General features: G+C 71.2%; 24 protein-coding genes. 4 read left to right on the forward strand and 20 right to left on the reverse strand.

Features of this window, described 5'->3' with window-relative positions; translation table 11 throughout:
- Positions 1 to 57 precede the first annotated feature (57 nt).
- From WFK95_RS06980 to WFK95_RS06995, 4 genes are read right to left on the reverse strand one after another with little or no spacing between them, the layout of a single operon-like run.
- The gene (locus WFK95_RS06980) at positions 58 to 801 is read right to left on the reverse strand and encodes a cobalt-precorrin-6A reductase (RefSeq protein WP_224647149.1); all 744 of its coding nucleotides are present in this window, start codon (positions 799 to 801) and stop codon (positions 58 to 60) included.
- Entirely contained in the window at positions 801 to 1,559 is a 759-nt protein-coding gene (cobM, locus tag WFK95_RS06985) for a precorrin-4 C(11)-methyltransferase (RefSeq protein ID WP_224647150.1), read from the reverse strand. Before cobM ends, WFK95_RS06980 begins: the two co-directional genes overlap by 1 nt.
- On the reverse strand, positions 1,556 to 2,695 hold the full coding sequence (cbiE, locus tag WFK95_RS06990) for a precorrin-6y C5,15-methyltransferase (decarboxylating) subunit CbiE (RefSeq protein WP_336670268.1): 1,140 nt from the start codon (positions 2,693 to 2,695) through the stop codon (positions 1,556 to 1,558). Before cbiE ends, cobM begins: the two co-directional genes overlap by 4 nt.
- Positions 2,692 to 3,477, reverse strand: a complete 786-nt coding sequence (locus tag WFK95_RS06995; RefSeq protein ID WP_224647152.1) for an SDR family NAD(P)-dependent oxidoreductase — start codon at positions 3,475 to 3,477, stop codon at positions 2,692 to 2,694. Before WFK95_RS06995 ends, cbiE begins: the two co-directional genes overlap by 4 nt.
- 41 nt (positions 3,478 to 3,518) lie before the next feature.
- Between WFK95_RS06995 and WFK95_RS07000 the strand changes: the two genes are divergently transcribed.
- Entirely contained in the window at positions 3,519 to 3,920 is a 402-nt protein-coding gene (locus WFK95_RS07000; RefSeq protein WP_224647153.1) for a TIGR03618 family F420-dependent PPOX class oxidoreductase, read from the forward strand.
- A gap of 13 nt (positions 3,921 to 3,933) precedes the next feature.
- Here the strand turns inward: WFK95_RS07000 and WFK95_RS07005 are convergent, their stop codons facing one another.
- The gene (locus tag WFK95_RS07005) at positions 3,934 to 5,379 is read right to left on the reverse strand and encodes a sugar porter family MFS transporter (protein ID WP_336670269.1); all 1,446 of its coding nucleotides are present in this window, start codon (positions 5,377 to 5,379) and stop codon (positions 3,934 to 3,936) included.
- A 21-nt stretch (positions 5,380 to 5,400) separates the two neighbouring features.
- Positions 5,401 to 6,525 (reverse strand): M24 family metallopeptidase, encoded by a 1,125-nt coding sequence (locus tag WFK95_RS07010; RefSeq protein ID WP_336670270.1) that lies wholly within the window; start codon positions 6,523 to 6,525, stop codon positions 5,401 to 5,403.
- A gap of 17 nt (positions 6,526 to 6,542) precedes the next feature.
- Between WFK95_RS07010 and WFK95_RS07015 the strand changes: the two genes are divergently transcribed.
- On the forward strand, positions 6,543 to 7,496 hold the full coding sequence (locus WFK95_RS07015; protein WP_336670271.1) for a 5'-3' exonuclease: 954 nt from the start codon (positions 6,543 to 6,545) through the stop codon (positions 7,494 to 7,496).
- Between the two features lie 38 nt (positions 7,497 to 7,534).
- Here WFK95_RS07015 and WFK95_RS07020 read toward each other — a convergent pair whose 3' ends face one another.
- The 8 genes from WFK95_RS07020 to WFK95_RS07055 form a co-directional block, all read right to left on the reverse strand.
- A complete protein-coding gene (locus WFK95_RS07020) occupies positions 7,535 to 8,212 on the reverse strand; it encodes a DUF4333 domain-containing protein (protein ID WP_336670272.1) in 678 nt (225 codons plus the stop codon).
- A 70-nt stretch (positions 8,213 to 8,282) separates the two neighbouring features.
- Entirely contained in the window at positions 8,283 to 11,033 is a 2,751-nt protein-coding gene (locus WFK95_RS07025; RefSeq protein ID WP_336670273.1) for a DEAD/DEAH box helicase, read from the reverse strand.
- The gene (gene tatC / locus WFK95_RS07030; RefSeq protein ID WP_336670274.1) at positions 11,020 to 12,027 is read right to left on the reverse strand and encodes a twin-arginine translocase subunit TatC; all 1,008 of its coding nucleotides are present in this window, start codon (positions 12,025 to 12,027) and stop codon (positions 11,020 to 11,022) included. Before tatC ends, WFK95_RS07025 begins: the two co-directional genes overlap by 14 nt.
- A gap of 12 nt (positions 12,028 to 12,039) precedes the next feature.
- The gene (gene tatA / locus WFK95_RS07035; protein ID WP_336670275.1) at positions 12,040 to 12,291 is read right to left on the reverse strand and encodes a Sec-independent protein translocase subunit TatA; all 252 of its coding nucleotides are present in this window, start codon (positions 12,289 to 12,291) and stop codon (positions 12,040 to 12,042) included.
- Between the two features lie 95 nt (positions 12,292 to 12,386).
- Complete coding sequence (locus tag WFK95_RS07040; protein WP_336670276.1) at positions 12,387 to 13,361, reverse strand: helix-turn-helix transcriptional regulator; 975 nt, start codon at positions 13,359 to 13,361, stop codon at positions 12,387 to 12,389.
- Positions 13,358 to 14,332 (reverse strand): helix-turn-helix transcriptional regulator, encoded by a 975-nt coding sequence (locus WFK95_RS07045; protein WP_336670277.1) that lies wholly within the window; start codon positions 14,330 to 14,332, stop codon positions 13,358 to 13,360. Before WFK95_RS07045 ends, WFK95_RS07040 begins: the two co-directional genes overlap by 4 nt.
- A 54-nt stretch (positions 14,333 to 14,386) precedes the next feature.
- Positions 14,387 to 15,745 (reverse strand): Pup--protein ligase, encoded by a 1,359-nt coding sequence (gene pafA / locus WFK95_RS07050; RefSeq protein WP_336670278.1) that lies wholly within the window; start codon positions 15,743 to 15,745, stop codon positions 14,387 to 14,389.
- A gap of 35 nt (positions 15,746 to 15,780) precedes the next feature.
- Entirely contained in the window at positions 15,781 to 16,350 is a 570-nt protein-coding gene (locus tag WFK95_RS07055) for a TetR/AcrR family transcriptional regulator (RefSeq protein ID WP_336670279.1), read from the reverse strand.
- A 54-nt stretch (positions 16,351 to 16,404) separates the two neighbouring features.
- On the opposite strand from WFK95_RS07055, the gene WFK95_RS07060 reads away from it, so the two are divergent.
- Positions 16,405 to 17,124 (forward strand): SDR family oxidoreductase, encoded by a 720-nt coding sequence (locus WFK95_RS07060; RefSeq protein WP_336670280.1) that lies wholly within the window; start codon positions 16,405 to 16,407, stop codon positions 17,122 to 17,124.
- Here WFK95_RS07060 and WFK95_RS07065 read toward each other — a convergent pair.
- The 5 genes from WFK95_RS07065 to WFK95_RS07085 all read right to left on the reverse strand — a co-directional run bounded on the left by WFK95_RS07065 (position 17,117) and on the right by WFK95_RS07085 (position 20,477).
- Positions 17,117 to 17,983, reverse strand: a complete 867-nt coding sequence (locus WFK95_RS07065) for a CPBP family intramembrane glutamic endopeptidase (RefSeq protein ID WP_336670281.1) — start codon at positions 17,981 to 17,983, stop codon at positions 17,117 to 17,119. The genes WFK95_RS07060 and WFK95_RS07065 overlap by 8 nt on opposite strands.
- Before the next feature lie 132 nt (positions 17,984 to 18,115).
- Complete coding sequence (locus WFK95_RS07070) at positions 18,116 to 18,595, reverse strand: hypothetical protein (protein WP_336670282.1); 480 nt, start codon at positions 18,593 to 18,595, stop codon at positions 18,116 to 18,118.
- A gap of 186 nt (positions 18,596 to 18,781) precedes the next feature.
- Positions 18,782 to 19,513, reverse strand: a complete 732-nt coding sequence (prcA, locus tag WFK95_RS07075) for a proteasome subunit alpha (RefSeq protein ID WP_336670283.1) — start codon at positions 19,511 to 19,513, stop codon at positions 18,782 to 18,784.
- On the reverse strand, positions 19,510 to 20,286 hold the full coding sequence (prcB, locus tag WFK95_RS07080) for a proteasome subunit beta (protein ID WP_336670284.1): 777 nt from the start codon (positions 20,284 to 20,286) through the stop codon (positions 19,510 to 19,512). Before prcB ends, prcA begins: the two co-directional genes overlap by 4 nt.
- A complete protein-coding gene (locus WFK95_RS07085) occupies positions 20,283 to 20,477 on the reverse strand; it encodes a ubiquitin-like protein Pup (RefSeq protein ID WP_224647175.1) in 195 nt (64 codons plus the stop codon). The genes prcB and WFK95_RS07085 overlap by 4 nt, the downstream gene beginning before the upstream one ends.
- A gap of 74 nt (positions 20,478 to 20,551) precedes the next feature.
- Here WFK95_RS07085 and WFK95_RS07090 point away from each other — a divergent pair, with 74 nt between their 5' ends.
- Positions 20,552 to 20,938: a hypothetical protein gene (locus tag WFK95_RS07090; RefSeq protein WP_336670285.1), complete on the forward strand. Its 387-nt coding sequence runs from the start codon at positions 20,552 to 20,554 to the stop codon at positions 20,936 to 20,938.
- Positions 20,939 to 21,054: 116 nt separating this feature from the next.
- Here the strand turns inward: WFK95_RS07090 and WFK95_RS07095 are convergent, their stop codons facing one another.
- Positions 21,055 to 21,783, reverse strand: a complete 729-nt coding sequence (locus tag WFK95_RS07095; RefSeq protein WP_336670286.1) for a hypothetical protein — start codon at positions 21,781 to 21,783, stop codon at positions 21,055 to 21,057.
- Positions 21,784 to 21,788 lie beyond the last annotated feature (5 nt).

Consider the following 21,788-nt stretch of genomic DNA (forward strand, 5'->3'; position numbering starts at 1 on the left):
GCTGTGCCGCTCGAATACCGGTCCGATCCACAAGTCCTGCTTGTACGTCGGGCGGTGTCAGGCCTCCCCGACGAGGCGGGCGTAGGCTGCGGCCGCCGTCGGCACCGCGGGCACCCCCGCGGGTCGCTCGGGCCGGTCGACCACGACCACGTCGATCCCGAGCTCCCGCGCCGCGGCCAGCTTGGCCGAAACCAGGTCCCCGCCGCTGTTCTTGGTCACGAGCACATCGATCCCGTTCGCGCGCAGCAGCGCCCGCTCGGAGTCCTCCGTGTACGGGCCGCGGTCGCGGAGCAGCTCGTGCCGCGGCGGCAGGGCGCCCGACGGCGCGTCGACCACGCGGATCAGGAACCACCAGTCCTCGAGCGCCGCGAACTCGCCGACGTCCTGGCGGCCGGTCGTGAGCATGGCGCGTCCGCCGCCTCGGCGCGACAGGGCTTCCGCCGCGGCGGCCACCGTCGGCACCCGGGTCCAGTGGTCGCCCGCGACCGGCGTCCACTCCGGGCGGACCAGCGCGAGCACCGGCACCGCCGCCGCCTCCGCCGCGAGGGCGGCGTTGCGGGAGATCGTCGCCGCGAACGGATGCGTCGCGTCCACGAGCACGTCCACGCCGTCCTCCGCGAGGAACGCCGCCAGGCCCGACGGTCCGCCGAACCCGCCGATCCGCGTCTCCCCCACCGGTAGGCGCGGATTCGCCACTCGGCCGGCCAGCGAGCTGAGCACCGTGAACCGCGGGTCCTCGTGCAGGAGGCGGGCCAGTTCGCGGGCCTCGGCGGTCCCGCCGAGGACCAGCACGCGCGGCATCAGTGGCTCGCCCCCGGGGCGCGCAGGCGGCGCGCCGAGTACAGGTAGCTCTCCTCGAAGGCCTCCGCGTCCAACACCTTGCCGACGAAGATCACCGCGGTCTTCGTGATCCCCTCCGCCGCGAGGCGCTCCGGAAGCTCCGCGAGCCGGCAGCGGACGATCCGCTCGTCCTCGCGGCTGGCGAAGGCCACGACCGCCACGGGGCAATCGGAGCCGTAGTGCGGCAGCAGGTCCTCGGTCAGCGCCTGCGCACGGTGCGCGGCGAGGTGCAGGGCCAGCGTCACCCCGGTGCGGGCCAGCGAGGCGAGGTCCTCCCCCGCGGGCATGTCCGTCGAGAGCGTCGAGACACGGGTGATGAGCAGCGACTGGCCGACGCCGGGCACCGTCAGCTCCCGGCCGAGCGCGGCGGAGGCGGCGGCGAAGGCGGGCACGCCGGGGACGATCTCGTACGGCACGCCGGCCGCGTCGAGCCGGCGGGCCTGCTCCGTGAACGCGGAGTACAGCGAGATGTCGCCCGAGTGCAGGCGCGCCACGTCGAGACCCGCCTCATGCGCCGCGACCAGCTCGTCGACGATGTCCGGCAGCGGCATCCGCGCCGTGTCCACGAGCTTCGCATCGGGCGGGCACCGGTCCAGCATCTGCTGCGGCACGAGCGATCCCGCGTACAGGCAGACGGGGCAGCGCGCGAGCAGCTCCGCGCCGCGCAGCGTCAGCAGGTCCGGGGCGCCGGGACCGGCTCCGATGAAGTAGACGGTCACGCATCACCTTTCACGAACACCCATTGCACGATCGGCCGGCGAGGCTGCCACGCGGTGCCCCCACCCAGGGGCGCGAGGTCCGCGACGGTGCAGCTGCGCAGCTCGCCGCCGTACCGGGCCCGCAGCGCCGCGGCCAGGGCCTGGCCCTCGACGGTGACGGTGTTCGCCACGAGCCGCCCGCCCGCGGGCAGCACCCCGACGCACGCCGCGGCGAGGGTCTCGGTGAGGCCGCCGCCGACGAAGATCGCGTCGGGCATCGGCAGGTCCGCGGTGAGGTCCGCCGTGTCGCCGACGACCACCTCGACGGTCACGCCGGCCCGGGCCGCGTTGCGCGCCACCCGCTCGGCCCGGTCCGCACGCCGCTCGACGGCGACGACGGAGCCGCCGCCCTGCAGCGCCCAGGTGATCCCGACGGAACCCGAGCCCGCGCCGAAGTCCCAGATCCAGCCGGGCGTCGGGCGCAGGGCCGCCACCGTCATGGCGCGGACATCGGCCTTGGTGATCTGGCCGTCGTGCTCGAAGGCGAACTCCCCCGCCGGACCGGCCGGTTCGAGCGCGACCACGTTGAGGTCGTCGATGCGCAGGTTCTTCCGGAACGGGCGGACCTTCTCACGGGGGCCGCCGAGCTGCTCCAGGACCGTCGTCGTCGCGGCGAGGCCGGCGTCGCGCAGCAGTTCCGCGAGGAGCGCCGGCGTGGTGCCGGACTCGCTGAGGACGAGGGTCCGCCGCCCGTCGCGGACGGCGCGGACGACCGGCGACGGGTCCCGCGCCACCGTGGAGACGACCGTGACCTCCTCTGCCGGCCAGCGCAGGCGGGCGCAGGCCAGCGCGAACGACGACAGGTGCGGGATCACGTGCAGGTCGAGCTCGGGACGGCGCCGCGCGATGGTCGCGCCGACCCCGTAGAACATCGGGTCGCCGCTGGCCAGCACGTGCACCCCGTCGGCGAGGTCGTCGATCGCGGGCAGCAGCGGCGAGGGCCACGGCCGCGCGGCCCTCTCGGCCAGCTCCTTCGGCAGGAACTCGAGCTGCCGGGGCGCGCCGTGGATGACGGTCGCGTCGAGCAGGGCGCGGCGCGCACCGTCGGTCAGCCCGGGCCAGCCGTCGGCGCCGATGCCGACCACGGTCACCGTCATCGCGGCATCCGCCGCCAGACGGCCTGCGGGACGAACCGCAGCCCGGCGTACAGCGGGCGCAGCACCGGCGGGATCCAGACGACGCGGCGGCCGCGGCGCAGCGCGTGCACCGTCGCCTCGGCGACCTGGGGCGCGGTGCGACTGAACGGCGCGGGCTTCACCCCGGACGCCATGAGCTCGCGCGTCATCGCCCCGACGATGAATCCCGGGCGGGCGAGCAACACCTGGATCCCGCTGCCGTGCAACGAGTCGGTGAAGCCCTGCACGAAGCCGTCGAGGCCCGCCTTGGTGCTGCCGTAGACGAAGTTGGCCTTGCGCACCCGGACGCCGGCGACCGACGAGAAGGCGACGATGGCGCCCCGGCCGCCGTCCCGGTCGTCCTGGGCGCGCAGCAGCTTCGCCAGCCCCAGCAGGATGGACACCTGCGCCACGTAGTCGGTCTGCGCGATCTGGACGGCGTGCGTGGGATCGGCCTCGGCCCGGGCCTGGTCGCCGAGGATGCCGAAGGCGACGACCGCGACGCCGATGCGGCCGAACCGGTCGGCCACCTCGTCCAGGAAGGCGGCGTGCCGCTCGGTGCGGTCCGCGTCGAACTCGATCGGGAAGACGCCGGTGGCGCCGACCTCGCGCAGCGCCGCGATCTGCTCGTCCAAATACTCCGAACGGCGGGCCGCGAGGATCACGTCGCGGCCCGGTGCGATGCGCCGCGCCACCTCCAGGCCGACCTCGCTCCGGCCGCCCAGGAGGAGCACCGCGCCGTCGGGAATCCTGTCCGCACTCACCGGACCAGACTAGACGCGCGGCACCCCGCTACCGTGACGGTGTGCCGAACGACCGCCCTGTCCTCAATCCCGACGCCTTCGCCTTCGTGACCGACCGTCACCTCGCGACGCTGAGCACCCTGCGCGCCGACGGGACGCCGCACACCGTGGCGATCGCGTTCACCTACGACCCCGCGACCGGGGTCGCGCGCGTCATCACCTCCGGCGACAGCCAGAAGGCGCGCAACGCGGGCCGGGGCGGGTACGCCGCGCTGACCCAGGTCGACGGTGCCCGCTGGCTCACCCTGGAGGGGCCGGCGCGGGTCCTGACCGATGTGGAGTCGGTGCGCGACGCCGAGGCCCGCTACTCGGTGCGCTACAAGCCGCCGCGGGAGAACCCGAAGCGCGTCGTGATCGAGATCGACGTGACCCGAGTTCTGGGATCGAGCACGCTCCGCGGTTGACGGACGGGAGCGGCTACCGCGCGGGGATGTTCCCGTCCATGTCCTCCAGCGACTTGCCCTTGGTCTCGGGCACGAACCGGTAGACGAAGAAGAGCGACAGCAGCGCGAAGGTCGCGTACAGCCCGTAGGCCAGCGTGAGATTGCCCTCCATCTTCGGGAAGGTCACCGTGATGGCCCAGTTGGCCGCCCACTGCGCCGCCGCGGCCAGCGAGAGGGCCGCGCCGCGGATGCGGTTGGGGAACATCTCGCCCAGCAACACCCACACCACCGGGCCCCAGCTCACGCCGAAGAAGATCACGAACAGGTTCGCCGCGACGAGGGCGAGGACGCCCACCACGCCGGTGAGCGAGGGCTTACCGTCGACGATCTCCGCGGTGCTGAAGCAGACCGCCATCGTTGCGAGCGAGAACGCCATGCCGATCGAGCCGATGAGCAGCAGGGGCCGGCGGCCGATCCGGTCCACCAGCATGATCGCGACGATGGTCACGATGACGTTGACGATCGAGGTGAAGACGCTGATCAGGTTCGACTGCGACTCCTTGAAACCGACGGCCTGCCAGAGCATGTTCGAGTAGTAGAAGATCACGTTGATGCCCACGGCCTGCTGGAAGACCGACAGCAGCAGGCCGACCCAGACGATCGGGTAGATGCCGCCGCCGGGTCGGACCAGGTCGCGCCAGGAGTGCTTCTCCTCGCCCGCGAGGCTCTGCTCGATGCGGGTGACGGTGATGTCCATGTTCTTCTCGCCGAGCAGCATCGTGAGGACCTTCCGGGCCTCGGGGATGCGGTGCCGGGACACCAGGTAGCGCGGCGACTCGGGGATCATCGTCGACGCCACGCCGTAGACGATCGCGGGGATCGCCATCACCAGGAACATCCACCGCCACGCCTCCAGCCCGAACCAAAGGTCGTTCGACGCGCCGCCCGCGAGCGAGCCCAGCAGCCAGTCGACCAGCAGCGAGAGGAAGATGCCGAGCACGATCGCCATCTGCTGCAGCGATCCCAGCCGTCCGCGGATCCGGGCCGGCGAGACCTCCGCGATGTACGCGGGCGCGATCACCGACGCCACGCCGACGCCGACGCCGCCGACCACGCGGAACAGGATGAGTATCCAGGTGTGGGTGGCGAAGGCGCATCCGATGGCGCTGAGGAAGAACAGCACCGCCGCGATCTGCATGACGCGCAGGCGGCCGATCCGGTCCGCGATCCGGCCCGCCGTCATGGCGCCGGCGGCGGCGCCCAGCAGCGCGGACGCGACGGCGAAGCCGAGCGTGTAGCCGTGGATGTCGAACCGGCCCTCGATCGCCTTCGTCGCGCCGTTGATGACGGCGCTGTCGTAGCCGAAGAGGAGGCCGCCCATCGCGGCGACGATCGCGATCTGGACGACGCGGCTGCTGTTGCCCTCGCCCTCCTCGAAGATCGAAGGGCCATCGGCCGTGCTGCCGCCGCCGTGCGTCATGATGCCTCCGGTGTGTAGCTCCTAGAGGATCGTCAAGCTGTGGGGCCGGGTGTTCACGCTCTCGCAGCCGTCCTCGGTGACGATGACGATATCCTCGATCCGCGCTCCCCACCGGCCACTGAAGTAGATTCCCGGCTCGATCGAGAAGGCCATGCCCGGTTCGACCGGAATGTCGTTGCCCGCAACGATGTAGGGCTCCTCGTGGACGGACAGTCCGATGCCGTGCCCGGTGCGGTGCAGGAAGTACTCCCCCAGGCCCGCGCCGGCGAGCAGGTCGCGGCCCGCGGCGTCGATCGCCTCGGCGCTCACACCCGGCCGCACCGCTTCGACGGAGGCGCGCTGCGCCCGCTCCAGCAGCGCGTACTGCTCGGCGACCTCCGCCGCCGGCTCGCCCATCGCGTAGGTGCGCGTGCAGTCGGAGTTGTAGCCCGACGCCAGCGGGCCGCCGATGTCGACGACCACGATGTCGCCCGCCTCGACGACCCGGTCCGAGACCTCGTGGTGCGGATCGGCGCCGTGCGGGCCCGAGCCGACGATGATGAACGCGGCCTCGGTGTGCCCCTCCTCGACGATGGCGGCCGCGATGTCGTCGGCCACCTCGCGCTCCGTCCGGCCGACCTTGAGGAAGTCGCCGATCCGGGCGTGCACGCGGTCGATCGCGGCGCCCGCGGCCCGCAGCTCGTCGAGCTCCGCCGCGTCCTTGATCATCCGCAGCCGGCGCAGCACGCCGGTCGCCAGGCCCACGCTCAGGCCCCGGTCCAGCAGCGGCACCAGGTGCAGCGCGGGCACGGCGTCGGCGACGGCCACCGTCGACGCCCCGGAGAGGAGGCCGAGGACGAGGGCGTACGGGTCGTCACCGTCGACCCAGTCGTGGATGGTGAGCTCGACCCCGGCCGCGCCGAGTCCGGGTACCGAGGAGTCCTTGAGAATCGCGAGCTCGAGGCGCGGGACCACCAGGCCGAAGCCGGCGTCGGTGATCACGAGGGCGGTGAGGCGCTCGAAGGACTCGCTGACGATGCCGGTGAGGTACGCGAGATCGGGCCCGGGCGTGATGACGAGCGGGGTGCCCGCCGCGGTCGCGAGCTGCTGGGCCCGGGTGAGACGGGTCGCGTACACCGAGGCGGGAAAGGACTGGGGGTTACTCATGATCCGATTGTGACACGATGATTCCCGTGACGAACGACGCGCGCCCACTGATGCTGCTCGACTCCGCCGGGCTCTGGTTCCGGGCCTTCTACGCGATCCCCGACAAGGTGAAGGCCGACGACGGCCGCTCGGTGAACGCGCTGCGCGGCTTCCTCGACATGACCTCGCAGCTGATCACCACGCATCGGCCCGGACGGCTCGTGGCGTGCCTCGACCTGGACTGGCGCCCCGCCTTCCGCGTGGAGCTGCTCCCCACCTACAAGACCCATCGCGTGGCGGAGGAGGGCGACGGCAGCGCCGAGGAGGTGCCCGACACCCTCTCGCCCCAGGTGGACATGATCCTCGAGGTCCTCGACGCCGTCGGGATCGCCACGGGCGGCGCCGTCGACCTGGAGGCTGACGACGTGCTCGGCACCCTGGCCGCGCGCGAGCAGAACGACCCGGTCATCGTGGTCTCGGGTGACCGCGACCTGCTGCAGGTGGCCGACGACACCGCGCCCGGCGTGCGGTGCCTGTACATCGGCCGCGGCATCGCCAAGGCCGAGATGTTCGGGCCGGCCGAGGTGGCGGAGAAGTACGGCCTGCCCCTGGACCGCGCCGGGGAGGCCTACGCGGAGCTCGCGCTGCTGCGCGGCGACCCGTCCGACGGGCTGCCCGGCGTGCCCGGCATCGGCGAGAAGACGGCCTCCAAGCTGTTGCTGGAGTACGGCTCCCTCGCCGCGATCCGCGAGGCCGCGGCGCGGACCCCGTCGCCGCTGGCCGCCCGGGCGGCGACGTCGATCGCCGCGTCGGCGGACTACCTCGACGCCGCCTGGGACGTGGTCTGGGTGCAGCGCGACGCGGACGTCGCGCTGTCGGGATCCGATGCGATGCCCCGGGAAGCACGCGATCCGCAGCGCCTGGCCGAACTGGCCGAGGAACTGCGGATCGGAGCGCAGGTGGAGCGCCTGCTCGCCGCCCTCGCGGGCTGACCGAACGGCCCGCGGACAATCCCCGCGGGCCACCGGTATCAGGAGGGCGCGCCCACCTGGTACTTGCCGTTGTCGTCGAGCACCTTGACCTCGACGGTCTTCTGCTTGCCGCCGATGGTGGCGCTGCAGGTGAAGGTCTCGCCGGTCTTGACCTTGACGCCGTCGGTCTTGCAGTCGACGTCCTTGGTGCCGGTCTCGTTGTAGCTGTCGTTGAGGACCTTCGTCACGCCTTCGTTGACCTTGGCGTTGTCGAACTTCTTGCCGAAGAAGGCGCCGGTCAGCCAGCCCACCAGGACGACGATCGCCACGATCGCGATGATCGCCGCGGCGGCGATACCGACGACGAGGCCGGTCCTCGACTTCTTGGGGCCGCCCAGGCCGGGCTGCCCCGGCTGACCGAACTGCTGCCCGAACTGCTGGCCCGCGAACTGCGCGGGCTGGCCGGGCTGCTGGCCGAACTGGTCCTGCCCGAACTGCGGGGGCTGCTGCGGCTGCGGCTGCTGGTAGCCACCGCCGAACTGCTGGCCCTGCGGCTGCGGCTGCTGGCCCCACTGGCCCTGGTACTGCGGCGAGATCTGGGTCTGATCACCCGCCGGCGCGCCGAAGCCCTGCTGGCCGTACTGCGGTGCGATCTGGGTCTGATCCTGCGGCTGCTGCTGGCCGGGCTGCTGCCAGCCCTGCTGCGCCCACTGGTTCGGATCCTGCGGGTTGCTCATGTGTCCACTCCTCCCCTGTCGCCGGCCGACGGCCCGCGACGTACGCCTCTTCGGTCAAGATACCCGATCATCAGCCCGATTCCGCGACGACGCCGCGCCGGACGGCTGCGATCGCAGCGGTGGCGACGGTCGCCAACCCCGGGCGGGTGTCGAACGAGGTCTGCTTGATCTGATCGAGCAGGTCGATCACCTGCCGGCACCATCGGACGAAGTCTCCCGCGGGCAGAGGCCGGCCGCGCTCGCCCGCCGCCAGCAGCACCGCGGCGAGGGTTCCGCCCGCGGCCCACTGGTGCATGGGCGCGACGAAACCGATGTCGGGTTCCCGGCTGGGCTCCAGGCGGTGCGCGGCCTCGGCGGAGACGATGTCGGTCCAGCGGTCGGCGATGTCGCGGACCGCCGAGCGCACTGCGCCGGGCACCTTCTCGCCGGTCAGGAGCATGCCGCCGCGTTCGCCGCGGGATTCGAAGACGAGCGCGCTGACCACCGCGGCCAGGCCGGCCGGGTCGAGACCGTCGAAGACGCCGTCCTCGATGCACTCGCACACCAGCAGGTCGGACTCGCTGTAGACCCGGGCCAGGCGGTGGCCGGCCTCCGTGAGCTCGGACTCCCCGTCGACGGTCTCGATGTACCCGCGGTCGCCGAGCAGCGCGACGATCCGCTCGAACGTCACGGCGAGCGAAGAGGTGGTGGCGCGGACCGTCGCCGCCGACGCCGTGACCTCGCGCTCGAGCCGGGCGTAGCGCTCGGCGAGCCGGTCCAGCTCGGGGGCGCGCTGCCCGGTGTGCGCGGGATGCGCCCGCATCCGGGCGCGCAGGTCCGCGAGCTGCGTGTCGGACGCGGCGGGGCGCGCCGCCTTCGCCTGCTGCCGCGGCGCGGAGATGTTGCTGTTGCGCAGCGTGGACGCCAGGTCGCGCTTGCCGCGGCCCGAGCGGTAGTCGGCGTTCTTCGGCACCCGCAGCGTGCCGAGCACCGCCACGTCGCCCACGAAGTCGGAGGCGCCGACGCGGCCCGACCAGCTGCTCTCGGTCACCACCACGGGCTTGGGGTCGCGCCGGTCGCCGGACGGCTCCACGACGAGGGCGAGGCCGCGGCGGCGGCCGCCGGTCACGGCGATGACGTCGCCGCGGCGCAGCTCCGCGAGCGCGGTGGCCGCGCCGTCGTGCCGGTCCGCGAGGTGTTCGCGGCGCAACGACCGCTCCCGTGCCCGGACGGCCTCGCGGAGCCGCACGTACTCGAGGTAGTCGGCGCCGCCGGCGGCCTCGGTGATCTGGGCGCTGAGGGTCGCCAGCTCCTTCTCCCCGCGCTCGACGCGCTTCGCGAGCCCGACGACGGAGCGGTCGGCCTGGAACTGGGCGAAGCTGGCCTCGAGCAGCCGCTCGGCGCCGACGCGGCCGAGGCGGTCGAGCAGGTTGATCGACATGTTGTAGCCGGGCGAGAACGAGCTGACCAGTGGGAACGTGCGCGCCCCGGCGAGCCCGGCCACCTCCTGCGGGCGCACGCCGGTCTGCCAGAGCACCACGGCGTGGCCTTCGATGTCGATGCCGCGGCGGCCGGCGCGGCCCGTGAGCTGCGTGTACTCGCCGGGCGTGAGCTCGACGTGCGACTCGCCGTTGTACTTGACCAGGCGTTCCAGCACGACGGTGCGCGCGGGCATGTTGATACCGAGGGCCAGGGTCTCCGTGGCGAAGACCGCCCGCACCAGACCCTTGACGAAGAGCTCCTCGACCGCGTGCCGGAAGGCGGGGAGCATGCCGGCGTGGTGCGCCGCGAAGCCGCGGAGCAGCGCGGCGCGCCACTCCTCGTACCCGAGCAGGTCGAGATCGGCGGGCGCGAACTCGGCGACGTGCTTGTCGACGATGCGCCCGATCTCGTCGGCCTGCGCCTGGTCCGTGAGCACGACGGGCGACCGGAGGCACTGGGTCAGCGCCTGCTCGCAGCCGGAGCGCGAGAAGACGAAGGTGATGGCCGGCAGCAGACCCTCGGCGTCGAGCAGCGCGATGACGTCGGGGCGCGGGATCGGCCGGCGGGTCGCCTGCGGGCGGCCCCGGCCGCCGGTGCGCCGCCCGGTGCGGCTGTTGATGCCGGGCTCGAAGCTGCGGTCCAGCGATTCCCGCTGCTTGACGTAGCGCACCAGGTCGGCGTCGAGGACCAGGTTCTTCTGCCCGGACTCCTGGGCGGTGCGCAGGGCCTTGGTGTCGAACAGGTCGAAGAGCCGCCGGCCCACGAGCATGTGCTGCCACAGCGGCACCGGCCGGTGCTCGTCGACGATCACCTCGGTGCTGCCGCGGACCTCGGTGATCCACGCGCCGAACTCCTCGGCGTTGGAGACCGTCGCGGAGAGGCTGACCAAACGCACCTCCTGGGGGAGGTGCAGGATCACCTCCTCCCACACCGCGCCGCGGAACCGGTCCGCGAGGTAGTGCACCTCGTCCATCACCACGTGGCTCAGGCCGTCGAGGGTGGTCGAGTTCGCGTAGAGCATGTTCCGCAGCACCTCGGTGGTCATCACGACCACCGGCGCGGAGGAGTTGATCGCGGTGTCGCCCGTCAGCAGCCCGACGTTGTGCGCGCCGTAGCGGGCGGTCAGCTCGGCGTGCTTCTGGTTCGACAGCGCCTTGATCGGCGTCGTGTAGAAGCACTTGGTGCCGCCGGCCAGGGCGAGGTGGACGGCGAACTCGCCGACCACGGTCTTGCCCGCGCCGGTCGGGGCGCAGACGAGCACGCCGCGGCCCTGTTCGAGCGCGCGGCAGCCCTGGACCTGGAACGGATCGAGGGTGAACTCGAGGGCTGCGGTGAAGCTGTCGAACTCAGAGGACGTCATCGAACCCCGAACGCGGGATCGACGTGCGCGTCAGCGTGTCCGGCTGCCCGACCGGTGCCGGGGCGGCGAGAGCGCTGCCCGACGGGCCTGTCGACGCGCCGATCGGCTGCGGGGCCGACGGTGCCGGCGACGCCGCCTCGTCGTCGAGCTCGCCCTCCCAGGCGTCCGCCGCGCCCGCGCGACGGGCCTTGCGCCGGTCGTTCCACCGGGCGAACTGGATGGAGAGCTCGAGGAGGACGGCGAGCGCCGCGCCGAGAGTCAGCATCGTGAACGGATCGCCCGTCGGCGTCAGGAAGGCGGCGAAGATGAACATCGACAGCAGGAGGCCGCGGCGCCACTGCTTGAGCTTGTCGTACTTGAGGACGCCGACCAGATTGAGCGCGATGATGAACAGCGGCAGCTCGAAGCTGATACCGAAGATCGCCATCACGTTCAGTACGAAGCTGAAGTAGTCGGGTCCCTGCAGCGCCGTCACCTGGGTCTCGTTGCCGACCGTGAGGAAGAAGCTGAAGGCGCTGGTGATCATCAGGTAGCCGAGCACCGCGCCGCTGACGAAGAGCGTGCCGCCGAGGGCGACGAACGCGGCCGTGTACCGCTTCTCGTTGCGGTGCAGGGCGGGCACGATGAAGGCCCAGATCTGGTAGAGCCACACCGGGCACGCCAGCAGCACGCCGGTAGCGACGGCGACCTTCAGCCGCAGGTTGAACTGGTCGAAGACACCGGTGGCCAGGAGGCGGCATTCACCGTCCCGGGTGATCTCGGCGCGCGAGGTGGCCGGGAGGTCGCAGTAGGGTCCCGTCAGCAGGTGGCCTGTGGACGGCAGCCCGAACGGGCCGTGGCTGTACCACCAGAAGCCGACGACCGAAGTGAGCGCGATCGCGAGCAGCGACCACAACAGCCGGGTCCGGAGCTCGTAGAGGTGCTCCACGATCGACATCGTGCCGTCGGGATTGACGACGGCACGACGACGACGGGGATCGAACGGGATCTTCAAAGGGGCAGGCGGCTACGCCGACTTGTGATCGGCCTCGGACGGCTGCACCGTCTGGACGTCGATCGGCTTGTCGGCGACCTGGGCCTGCGGCTGCTCAGCGGCGGTCTTCTTCTCGCCCTCGGTCTTCATCTCGTCCATCTCGCTCTTGAAGATGCGCATGGAACGGCCGAGGCCGCGCGCCGCGTCGGGCAGCTTCTTGCCGCCGAACAGGATCAGCAGGACCACCGCAGCGATGATCCAGAACCAAGGGGTATGCCAGCCCATGACGATGCCTCACTAACTTCGCGAATATCTCTCCTGAGACTACCGGATCGCGGCGACCCCGAACGCCCGCCGAAGTCCCGGCCGACATGTCCACTTCATGAATAGTTCGCGAGTCCCGCCGCCGCGCGGTCGGCCACGGCGTCGGCCAGCGACTGCGGGCCGCGTACCGTCAGCTCCCCGCCGAAGCTGAGCACGAACCGGACCATCCAGGACTCAGTCGCGTACTGCATCGTCGCGGTGACCGGGCCGCCCGCCTCGTCGGTGAGCACCGTGAAGGGGTGGTACTCGAGCGCCCAGGCGGCGCCGGGCCCGACCTCGAGCGTGGCGGTGGTCAGCTCGTCCGCGGCGGCACCGTCGAACAGGCCCGATGCGGGCTCGACGTGCTGCGGCACCGACGCGGCCTCGTCGAGGACGACGGCCTCGTCGATCCGGTCGAGCCGGAACATCCGCAGACCCTCGCTGCTGCGGCACCAGGCCTGCAGGTAGCTGTGCCCGGCGAAGGTGTCGAGGGCGATGGGGTCCACGTCCCGCTCGGTGGCCGCGTCCCGGGTGGCGGAGTAGTAGCGCAGGTGCAGCGCGCGGCCGTCGCGCAGGGCACCGCGGACGGTGCTCGCGATGGCGGCGACGGGGCCGGCGTCCTGCGCACCGTCGATCGAGGCGACGGTGTCGCGGCCCGCGCCGGCGACGGCCGCCTCCAGCTTGGCGATGGCCCGCAGCACGGCCGCGGGGTCCGCGACGCCGGGCGAGTCGGCCAGGGCCCGCAGGGCGAGCAGCAGCGACGCGGCCTCGGGGCCGGTGAGCTTGAGGGGGCGGTCCAGGTTGGCGCTGAACTCGATGTCGACGCCGGCTTCGTCGTAGTCGATCTCGATGAGGTCGCCGGGGAACATGCCGGGCAGCCCGCACATCGTCAGGCCCGTGATGTCCTTGCGCAGCTGCGCGACGGTGACGCCCAGGTCGGCCGCCGCACGTTCGAGATCCGCGTCCGGGTGGGTGCGGAAGTACGGGATCACGTTGAGCCAGCGCGCCAGGCGCTGCATCTGCCGGCTCGGCTGCTTCGACTGCGTGCTCATCGCTCCCCCACCAGTGCCGTGAGTCGCTCGACGACGGCGTCGCGCAACTGCTGCGGCTCGAAGACCACCGCATCGGGCCCGAGTCCGCTGACCTCGCGGGCCACGGCGTCCACCGACCGCATCTCCACCGTCAGCTCCGTGCCGGGCCGCCCCCGGAAGTCACCGTCGGCCTGGGTCGAGGCGAGGCGGCGCAGCCCGTCGCCCTTGCCCTGCGCGACCCACAGCCGGGCCGTGCCGACCGGATCGCGCTCGGCGACGGTGGCCACGACGTGCGCGTGCAGGTCGAAGCCCTCCGGCGGCCGGACGGTGGCGGGACTGCCCGTGACCGAGCCGCCCCGGACGCGGCTGAGCTTGAAGGTGCGCACCGCGTCGCGCGCGACGTCGTGCCCGACGGCGTAGGCGCTGCCGCGGAACGTGACCACGCCCCACGGGTGGAGCGTGCGGTCGACGTACGGCTGCGCCGGGTTGGCGCGGTGCTCGAAGGTGACCTGACGGCGCCGGTCCACGCCCTCGAGCATGGCGAGCAGCGCCCCCTCGGCCCCGCGGTCGGGCGCGATGCCGGGGCTCACGCCCGCGCCGGGGCCGTCGACGTCCATCCCGCCGGCGCGCAGCTTCTGCACCGCGGACTGGGCCGCGGCCGACAACTCCGGCGACTGCCACAGCGCCGAGGCGACGGCCACCGCGGTCGCCTCCTCGGGGTCCAGGTCGATGTCGCCGAGGGCGTACTCGTCGAGGGCGATGCGGTAGCCGACGGCCGAGTTGATCCGGGAGACCGGGGCCACCTCGATGGGGACGCCGAGTTCGCGCAGGTCCGCCTTGTCGCGTTCGAACATCCGTTCGAAGGCCTCGTCGTCCGAGTCCGGGTCGTACCCGAAGACGTTCGCCCGGATGTAGTCCCGATCGAGCGGTCGTTGCGTGTACAGAAGGCATATCACCAGGTTGGTGAGACGCTCGATCCGCGAAGTTGCCACGTGTCGATCTTACGTTCTATGCGCGCGCTCGGCCCGGATCGACGCGATGTCGGGTCACATCGATGCGATCAGCCGCTCGACGCGCTCGTCGACGTTGCGGAACGGGTCCTTGCACAGCACGGTGCGCTGCGCCTGGTCGTTGAGCTTGAGGTGCACCCAGTCGACCGTGAAGTCGCGGCCGGCGGCCTGCGCGGCGGTGATGAAGTCGCCGCGGAGCTTCGCCCGGGTGGTCTCCGGCGGGTTCTTCACCGCGGCGTCGACGGCCTCGTCGGTGGTCACCCGCGCGGCCAACCCGCGGCGCTGCAGCACGTCGAAGACGCCGCGGCCGCGCTTGATGTCGTGGTAGGCGAGGTCGAGCTGCGCGATCTTCGGATCGGACAGGTCCATCGAGTACTTGTCCAGGTAGCGCTGGAAGAGCTTGCGCTTGATCACCCAGTCGATCTCGGTGTCGATCCCGGAGAAGTCCTGCGACTCGACGGCGTCGAGCGTGCGGCCCCACAGGTCGACGACCTGGGCGAGCTGCGCGTCGGGCTCGCGGGTCGCGAGGTACTCGACGGCCTTGCCGTAGTACTCGCGCTGGATGTCGAGCGCGCCCGCCTGCCGGCCGCCCGCGAGCCGCACCTCGTGCCGGCCCGTCGTGTCGTGGCTGACCTCGCGGATCGCGCGGATCGGGTTGTCGAGCGAGAAGTCGCGGAACTGGACGCCCGCCTCGATCATCTCGAGCACGAGGTGTGCGGTGCCCACCTTGAGCATCGTGGTGGTCTCGGACATGTTCGAGTCGCCCACGATCACGTGCAGGCGGCGGTACTTCTCGGCGTCGGCGTGCGGCTCGTCCCGGGTGTTGATGATGGGCCGGCTGCGGGTGGTGGCGCTGGAGACGCCCTCCCAGATGTGCTCGGCGCGCTGGCTCAGGCAGTAGGTGGCGTTCTTCGGCGTGAGCAGCACCTTTCCGGCGCCGCAGATCAGCTGCCGGGTCACCAGGAAGGGCAGCAGCACATCGGCGATGCGGGAGAACTCGCCCACGCGGCCCACGAGGTAGTTCTCGTGGCAGCCGTAGGAGTTGCCCGCCGAATCCGTGTTGTTCTTGAACAGGTAGATGTCGCCGCCGATGCCCTCGTCCTGCAGCCGCTGCTCGGCGTCCAGCAGCAGGTCCTCGAGGACGCGCTCGCCCGCCTTGTCGTGCGTGACCAGCTGGAGCACCGAATCGCACTCCGCGGTCGCGTACTCGGGGTGGCTGCCCACGTCGAGGTAGAGGCGCGAGCCGTTCTGGAGGAAGACGTTCGAGCTGCGGCCCCAGGAGACCACGCGCCGGAAGAGGTACCGGGCGATCTCGTCGGGGCTCAGTCGACGGTGCCCGTGAAAAGTACACGTGACACCGAACTCGGTCTCGATTCCCATGATTCGCCGCTGCACGTGACGAACACTACCTCTCGACGGGTTCGCCGTGGTCATGCCTCTGTTCGGTGCGGCGTGCGCCTGATCCCGTCGAGGACGAATCCGAGGTGGCGCCGCCACGCCCCGTCGTCTTCGGGGTGCAGCGCGATGATGTTCGCGACCGCGACCATCACGGTCCCCAGCTCGTCGAACCCGAAGTCGTCGCGGAGCACACCGGCGACGTGGGCACGCTCCAGGACCGCGAGCACCGCACTGCCCGCCCGGCCGCACTCGGCGACCAGGTCCACGGTGCCGATGGACCCGCGCGCGACGGCCTCGTTGACCGCGCGGTCGCGCGCCTGCGCGGAGATCAGCGCGTCGAGGAAGGTGGCGAAGGCGGTCCACGCATCGGGTTCGGCGGCGGAGGCCGCGGCGATCGCGTCGATCCGTGCCATGCGGTCGGGCAGCACCGCGTCGACCAGTTCGCCGCGGTCGGCGAAGTGGTTGTACAGGGTTCCGATACTCACGCCGGCCCGCTTGGCGATCTGTTCCAGCGGCACGTCGACGCCCTGATCGGCGAACGACAGCCTCGCGGCGTCCACCAGTTTCTGCCGATTGCGGACCGCGTCCGCCCGAGGAGACATGACACAAGCCTAGCAATCTTGAGGAACGCCTCAACTTCTGTTACTAAGTTGAGTATGACCTCAACTACTGCGCAACCCGTCCTGTTCGTCGTCGGCGCCGGTCCCGGTCTCGGCATGGCCGTCGCGCGCGCCTTCGGCCGGCGCGGCCACCGCGTCGCGATCGCTTCCCGCTCGGCGGACCGTCATCCCGCGTACCTCGCCGAACTCCGCGCACTCGGCATCGACGCCGAGGCCTTCGTGGTCGACGCCGCACGCCCCGGATCCCTCGTCGCCGCCGCAGCCGCCGTGGTGGAGCGGTTCGGCCGGATCGACGTGGCCTACTACGGCGCGGGCGCACCCGTCGAACTCACGCCCATCACCGAGCTGACGTCGGAGGCCGCGACCGACGCGCTCGGCACCGTCGCCCCCGTGATCGAGTTCGCGACCGCCGTCCTGCCCGAGCTGCGTGCGCACGACGGTGCCCTGGTCCTCGTCGGAGGCCTGAGCAGCGTGGTGCCGATGCCGCACCTCGGGGCGCTCACCCTGGTCGCCGCGGCGTACCGCGCGTACGCCCTCAACCTGCACGCCGCCCTCGCGCCGGAGGGTGTGTACGCCGGCACCCTCACCGTCGGCGGGATGATCGCGGGCGGCGATATCGCCGCTTCGGTCGCGGCGAGCTCCCCGGCGCAGGACTACTCCGCGATCACCCTGCAGCCAGGCGACCTCGCGGAGACCGTCGTCGCCCTCGTCAGCGAGCGGTCCGCCCCGGAGGCCGTGGTCGACGTGATCAGCTGACCGCCGCGGCGACCGGCACCGTCGTGGGCAGCGCTCCGGTGCGTCGGCGATGATCGACGCGGTACGCCACGATCGCGAGCGGAACGAGCGCCGCGCTGGGCACGAGGAAGGCCGCGACGAGGGCCTCGGGCGGCAGGAACTCCCCCATCGTCGCGGAGAAGACCAGGTTGAAGCCGGCGTGCGCGACCGACGTCGGCCAGATGCTGCCGGAGCCGTACCAGAGTGTGCTCCACACGATCTCGAGGAGCATCGACATCAGGATCCAGAGCGGGATGAGCAGTAGGACGTCGCGCAGGGGTGGCTGGAAGCTGAAGTAGCCGACCGAGGCCAGCGGCCAGTGCCACGCTCCCCAGATCGCGCCCGTCGCCGCGGAGGCCGCTGTCGGCCTGCCGCGCAGGATCGGCAGGTCCGCCAGCGCGCCCCGGAGGTAGGCGGTCCACCCGAACTCCTCGCCGAAGAACACCGGCGCCAGCACCACCATGATCAGCGGGCCGAAGGCCACGGCCTGCAGGTGCGCGGGGATCCCGTCCGCGGGCGTCGTCATGACGCCGGTCGCGAAGCCCAGCGGGAGGGCGATCACGAGGAGCACCGCCGGGATCGCGAGGGCTGCCAGGTACCACCGCCACTGCGCCCGGAGCTGCGGCCGCAGGCCGGCGCCCGCCATGCCCTGCCGGGTGATCCACAGGCGCACCACGAGGGCCGCGACGGCCGGGAGGAACGCCGCGGTGATCAGTTGGATCGCCGGATCGTCGAGCGGATGCCCCAGCCCGTACGCGGCGAGCCACATCGCCCAGGACGGCACGAAGGTGAGCGCGAGGAACCAGGCGATGCCCCGCCGGTGCACAGAGGTGTCGGTCATGCCTCCAGCACACCGGATCGACGGTCCCCGGTCACGGGCGCGCACGCCCGAACCCGCGGTGGTGCCAGCGCTACCCCGCGCGCCGGATCGTGTGCACTGTCCGCTGTACGCGATGCTCAGGGCTAGCCGGGGTCACTTCGCATCACGCGAATTCGCCCATTCATGAATCCGGTCGAGGCGTTCGTGAACGGCAGGTCTGGAGTCGCTCTCCCGGATCGACTGCAGTACCGATTCCAATTCCACCGACGGACCGTCAGCCGCCAGTTCGTGCGCGAGTTCCCACCGCCGGAGCGGGTAGCGAGAGACCTGGTTCCGCATCGCATCCAGCAGCAGGTCCCGGTCGTCGTACGCGACGAAACGAGGTAGCAGCCATTGATCTACCGCGACCGTGATCTCGTGCATGGTGCGCGCGATGTCTGTCGAAGTCTCCAGTGTCCACCAGTGATCCCGTTCGACCCGGGGTTTCTGCAGGAACTTCCTCGGTCTGACCGGCATGAGACGTCCGCCGAAGCTCCGGCCGAACATTCCGATCGAGCCTTCCTCGGTGATCTTCTCGGGCCATGCATCGACGAGCTGTTCCCAGTACGTCGCCGTCGTGTACTCCCAGTTCATACAAGTCCGCACAGAGCCTCGGGTACTTCCGGACCAGCTCTGCAGCTTGAGGCCGATGGTCGCAGCGGGGCGTCGATGCATCCATGCGTGCCTGGACCGCCCACGTACGAACTCCCGCGACCGAAGCGAGACTCCGATCTCCCCGGACAACTCGTCGAACACGCCGAGGGCTCCGGGGCGAGCCACCTAGTTCTCCGGTCCGGTGGCGAGCAGGTCCGCGACCCGCTCGTCCGAGAGCCGCTTGAAAGCGCGGCGCGGGCGGGTGTGGTCCAGGATCGCGACCTCGAGGCCGCCGGCCTCGTAGGTCTTCGGCTCGGCGGGTGCCGAACTTCCCGATCCGTTCGACGGTGCCGGGGCGCTCAGCGCCTTCACTGCCAGCGTGAACGCGCCGTCGAGGTCGAGGCCCTCGGTGTAGCCCTCGGTGAGCACCGGCGAGATCGACTCCGTCTGGCCGCCCATCACGACGTACTGCTTCTCGTCGCCGATGGAACCGTCGTAGCCGACGCGGTAGAGCTTGGATCCGCTGGTCTCCGGCGTGCCGACCTCGGCCACGCACAGCTCCACCTCGTACGGCTTGGCCTGCTCGGTGAAGACCGTCCCCAGGGTGGAGGCGTAGGCGTTCGCCAACGACCAGCCCGTGACGTCGCGCCGCGAGTACTGATAGCCGCGGGTGTCGGCGAACTGGATGCCCGAGCGGCGGAGCGCCTCGAACTCGTTGTACTTGCCCACGGCGGCGAAGCCGATCCGGTCGTAGATCTCGCTGATCTTGTACAGCGAGCTCGGGTTGTCGGCGACGAAGACCACCCCGTCGGAGTACTTGAGCACCACGACGCTGCGGCCGCGGGCGATGCCCTTGCGCGCCAGCTCCGAGCGATCGCGCATGATCTGCTCGGCGGACGCGTAATACGGGAACGTCACTGGTCGCCTCCCCTCGCCGCGATCACGCGGTCGGTGGCGGCGGCGACGCCCTCCTCGGACACCTCGACGGCGCCGTCCGCCGTGATGGCGATCGCCGTCGGATAGAGCTTGCGGAGCACGTCGGGACCGCCCGTGGCGGTGTCGTCGTCGGCGGCGTCGAACAGGGCCTCGGCCGCGACGTCGAGCGCACCGTCGGCGTCGAGGCCGGGCCGGAAGCGCTTCTTGATCGACGACTTCGCCCAGGCCGAGCCCGAGCCGATCGAGTGGTAGCCCACCTCGTCGTGCCAGTCGCCGGTCACGTCGTAGGAGACGATCCGGCCGCGGGCCTCGGCCTCGTCGAATCCGACCAGCAGCGGGACCGCGGCGAGGCCCTGCAGGGCGGCGCCGAAATTGCCACGCACCATGCCGGCCAGGCGGTTCGCCTTGCCCTCGAACGTCAGGGGCACGCCCTCGATCTTCTCGTAGTGCTCCAGCTCCACCGTGAAGAGCTTGACGATCTGCTTGGCGATCCCCGCGGTCCCGGCGATGCCGACCGCGGTCAGCTCGTCGGTGACGAAGGTCTTGACGATGTCGCGCTGCGCGATGAGGTTGCCCATCGTGGCGCGGCGATCACCGGCGAGCAGCACACCGCCGTCGAAGGCCACGGCGACGATCGTGGTGCCGTGCGGGACGTCGGGCGCACCGTCGGACCCGGTACCCCGGCCGGGCAGCGCCTCGGGCGCCACCGCGGCGAGGTGCTCGACGAACGACGATCCGCCGCGGAGCGGCGTCACTGGCCGCCCTTCTGCACGTAGGCCCGCACGAAGTCCTCGGCGTTCTCCTCGAGCACGTCGTCGATCTCGTCGAGCAGATCGTCCGTCTCGTCGGTCAGCTTCTCGATGCGCTCCTGGCCGGCACCCGACGGTGCACCCGTGGCATCCTCGTCGTCTCCGCCGCCGCCACGCTTGACCTGCTCCTGCGCCATCTCGCTGCCTCCTTAGCGACCGAATCCGGGCCGCACGACCCGATGTGCCAACACTACCGGCCTAGACTGCTGTCGTGGATCCGTACACGCCGCTCAACATGCCCGATCCGGTGCTCGTGAGCATCGGTGACATCCATTGCACCCGAACCGAGGTGATCACTCCGGCAGGGACGTTCCCGATCGCGGGCGCGCAATGGACGGTGTCCGACCAGAGCGTGACGACGCGGGAGATCCCGACCTGGGCGATCGTGCTCGCCATCGTCGGCGCCTTCGTGGTCTGCCTCTTCTCGCTGTTCTTCCTGCTCGCGAAGGAGGACCGCACGCAGGGCTTCGTGCAGGTCGCGGTCTTCGGACCGGAGGGGCGATCGTTCACCACCAGCGTGCCCGTGCACTCCTACGCCGCCGTGCAGGACGTCTTCAACCGCGTCGGCTACGCCCGGAACCTCGCCATCGGCATGTAGCCCGACGGTCCGCCGTCACGGGCAACACTTTTCGAAGCGTTCTGCGACTCGCAGGGCCGAAACCTTCGCAGAACGCTTCGAAAAGTGTTGGTCAGCGCATGTTGGAGCCGCCCTAGTCAGCGCGTGCGCGCATTCGGCGCCCTCCGCGCGATCTCCCGCGTGATCTCGTCCGCGCTCGGCCGCAGGTCCACCGGCGTGCGGACGGACTCAGCGCCGAACCGCCACACGAGGTGGTGCCGGATGTCGCGCCCGATGGTCGGGACGAACACCGACTCCGGGGTCGTCGTCCACGCGGACACATCGTCCCAGCGCGTGTACGCCGGTGAGTCGATCACAGTCGCTGTGCTCACACCTTCGTCGTTGATCGAGATGAGCACCATGCGGCTCGCTCGATACATCCCGACCGCGTAGCCGACGACGAAGACATCGATCATCGCGGCGAATGCGGCGAGAGAGAGTCCCGTAGGGACCGACGTCCAATCAACGGGGGGTTCGACGTGGCCTACCGCATTCCACACGGCGACTGCCGTAAGCGCCGTATGCAGGACGGCGACGACCGTGGTCGCGACGAACCGTGGACCGAGCCGGCCTCGGACCTCCGTCCCGCCGACCAGCCGGAGCGCACCGTACCTGGGGACGGCGAGCTCGGACGCCTGCCGAGCCAGGACAACACCTCCCACGCCGAAGAACAGCCCGCCGACGATGTTGACGAACCAGTCGACTACCTCGCCCTGCATCGCGAGGGCGATACCGATGAACGCCGCCCCGAGGAAGAGTGCCGAACTGCAGCACAACCCCAGCACCATCGGCCGCAGCCGGCGCGGCGGCGCGATCGCGTGATGCACCGTCG

This window comes from Tsukamurella sp. USMM236, from assembly GCF_037148755.1.
Lineage (GTDB): Bacteria > Actinomycetota > Actinomycetes > Mycobacteriales > Mycobacteriaceae > Tsukamurella.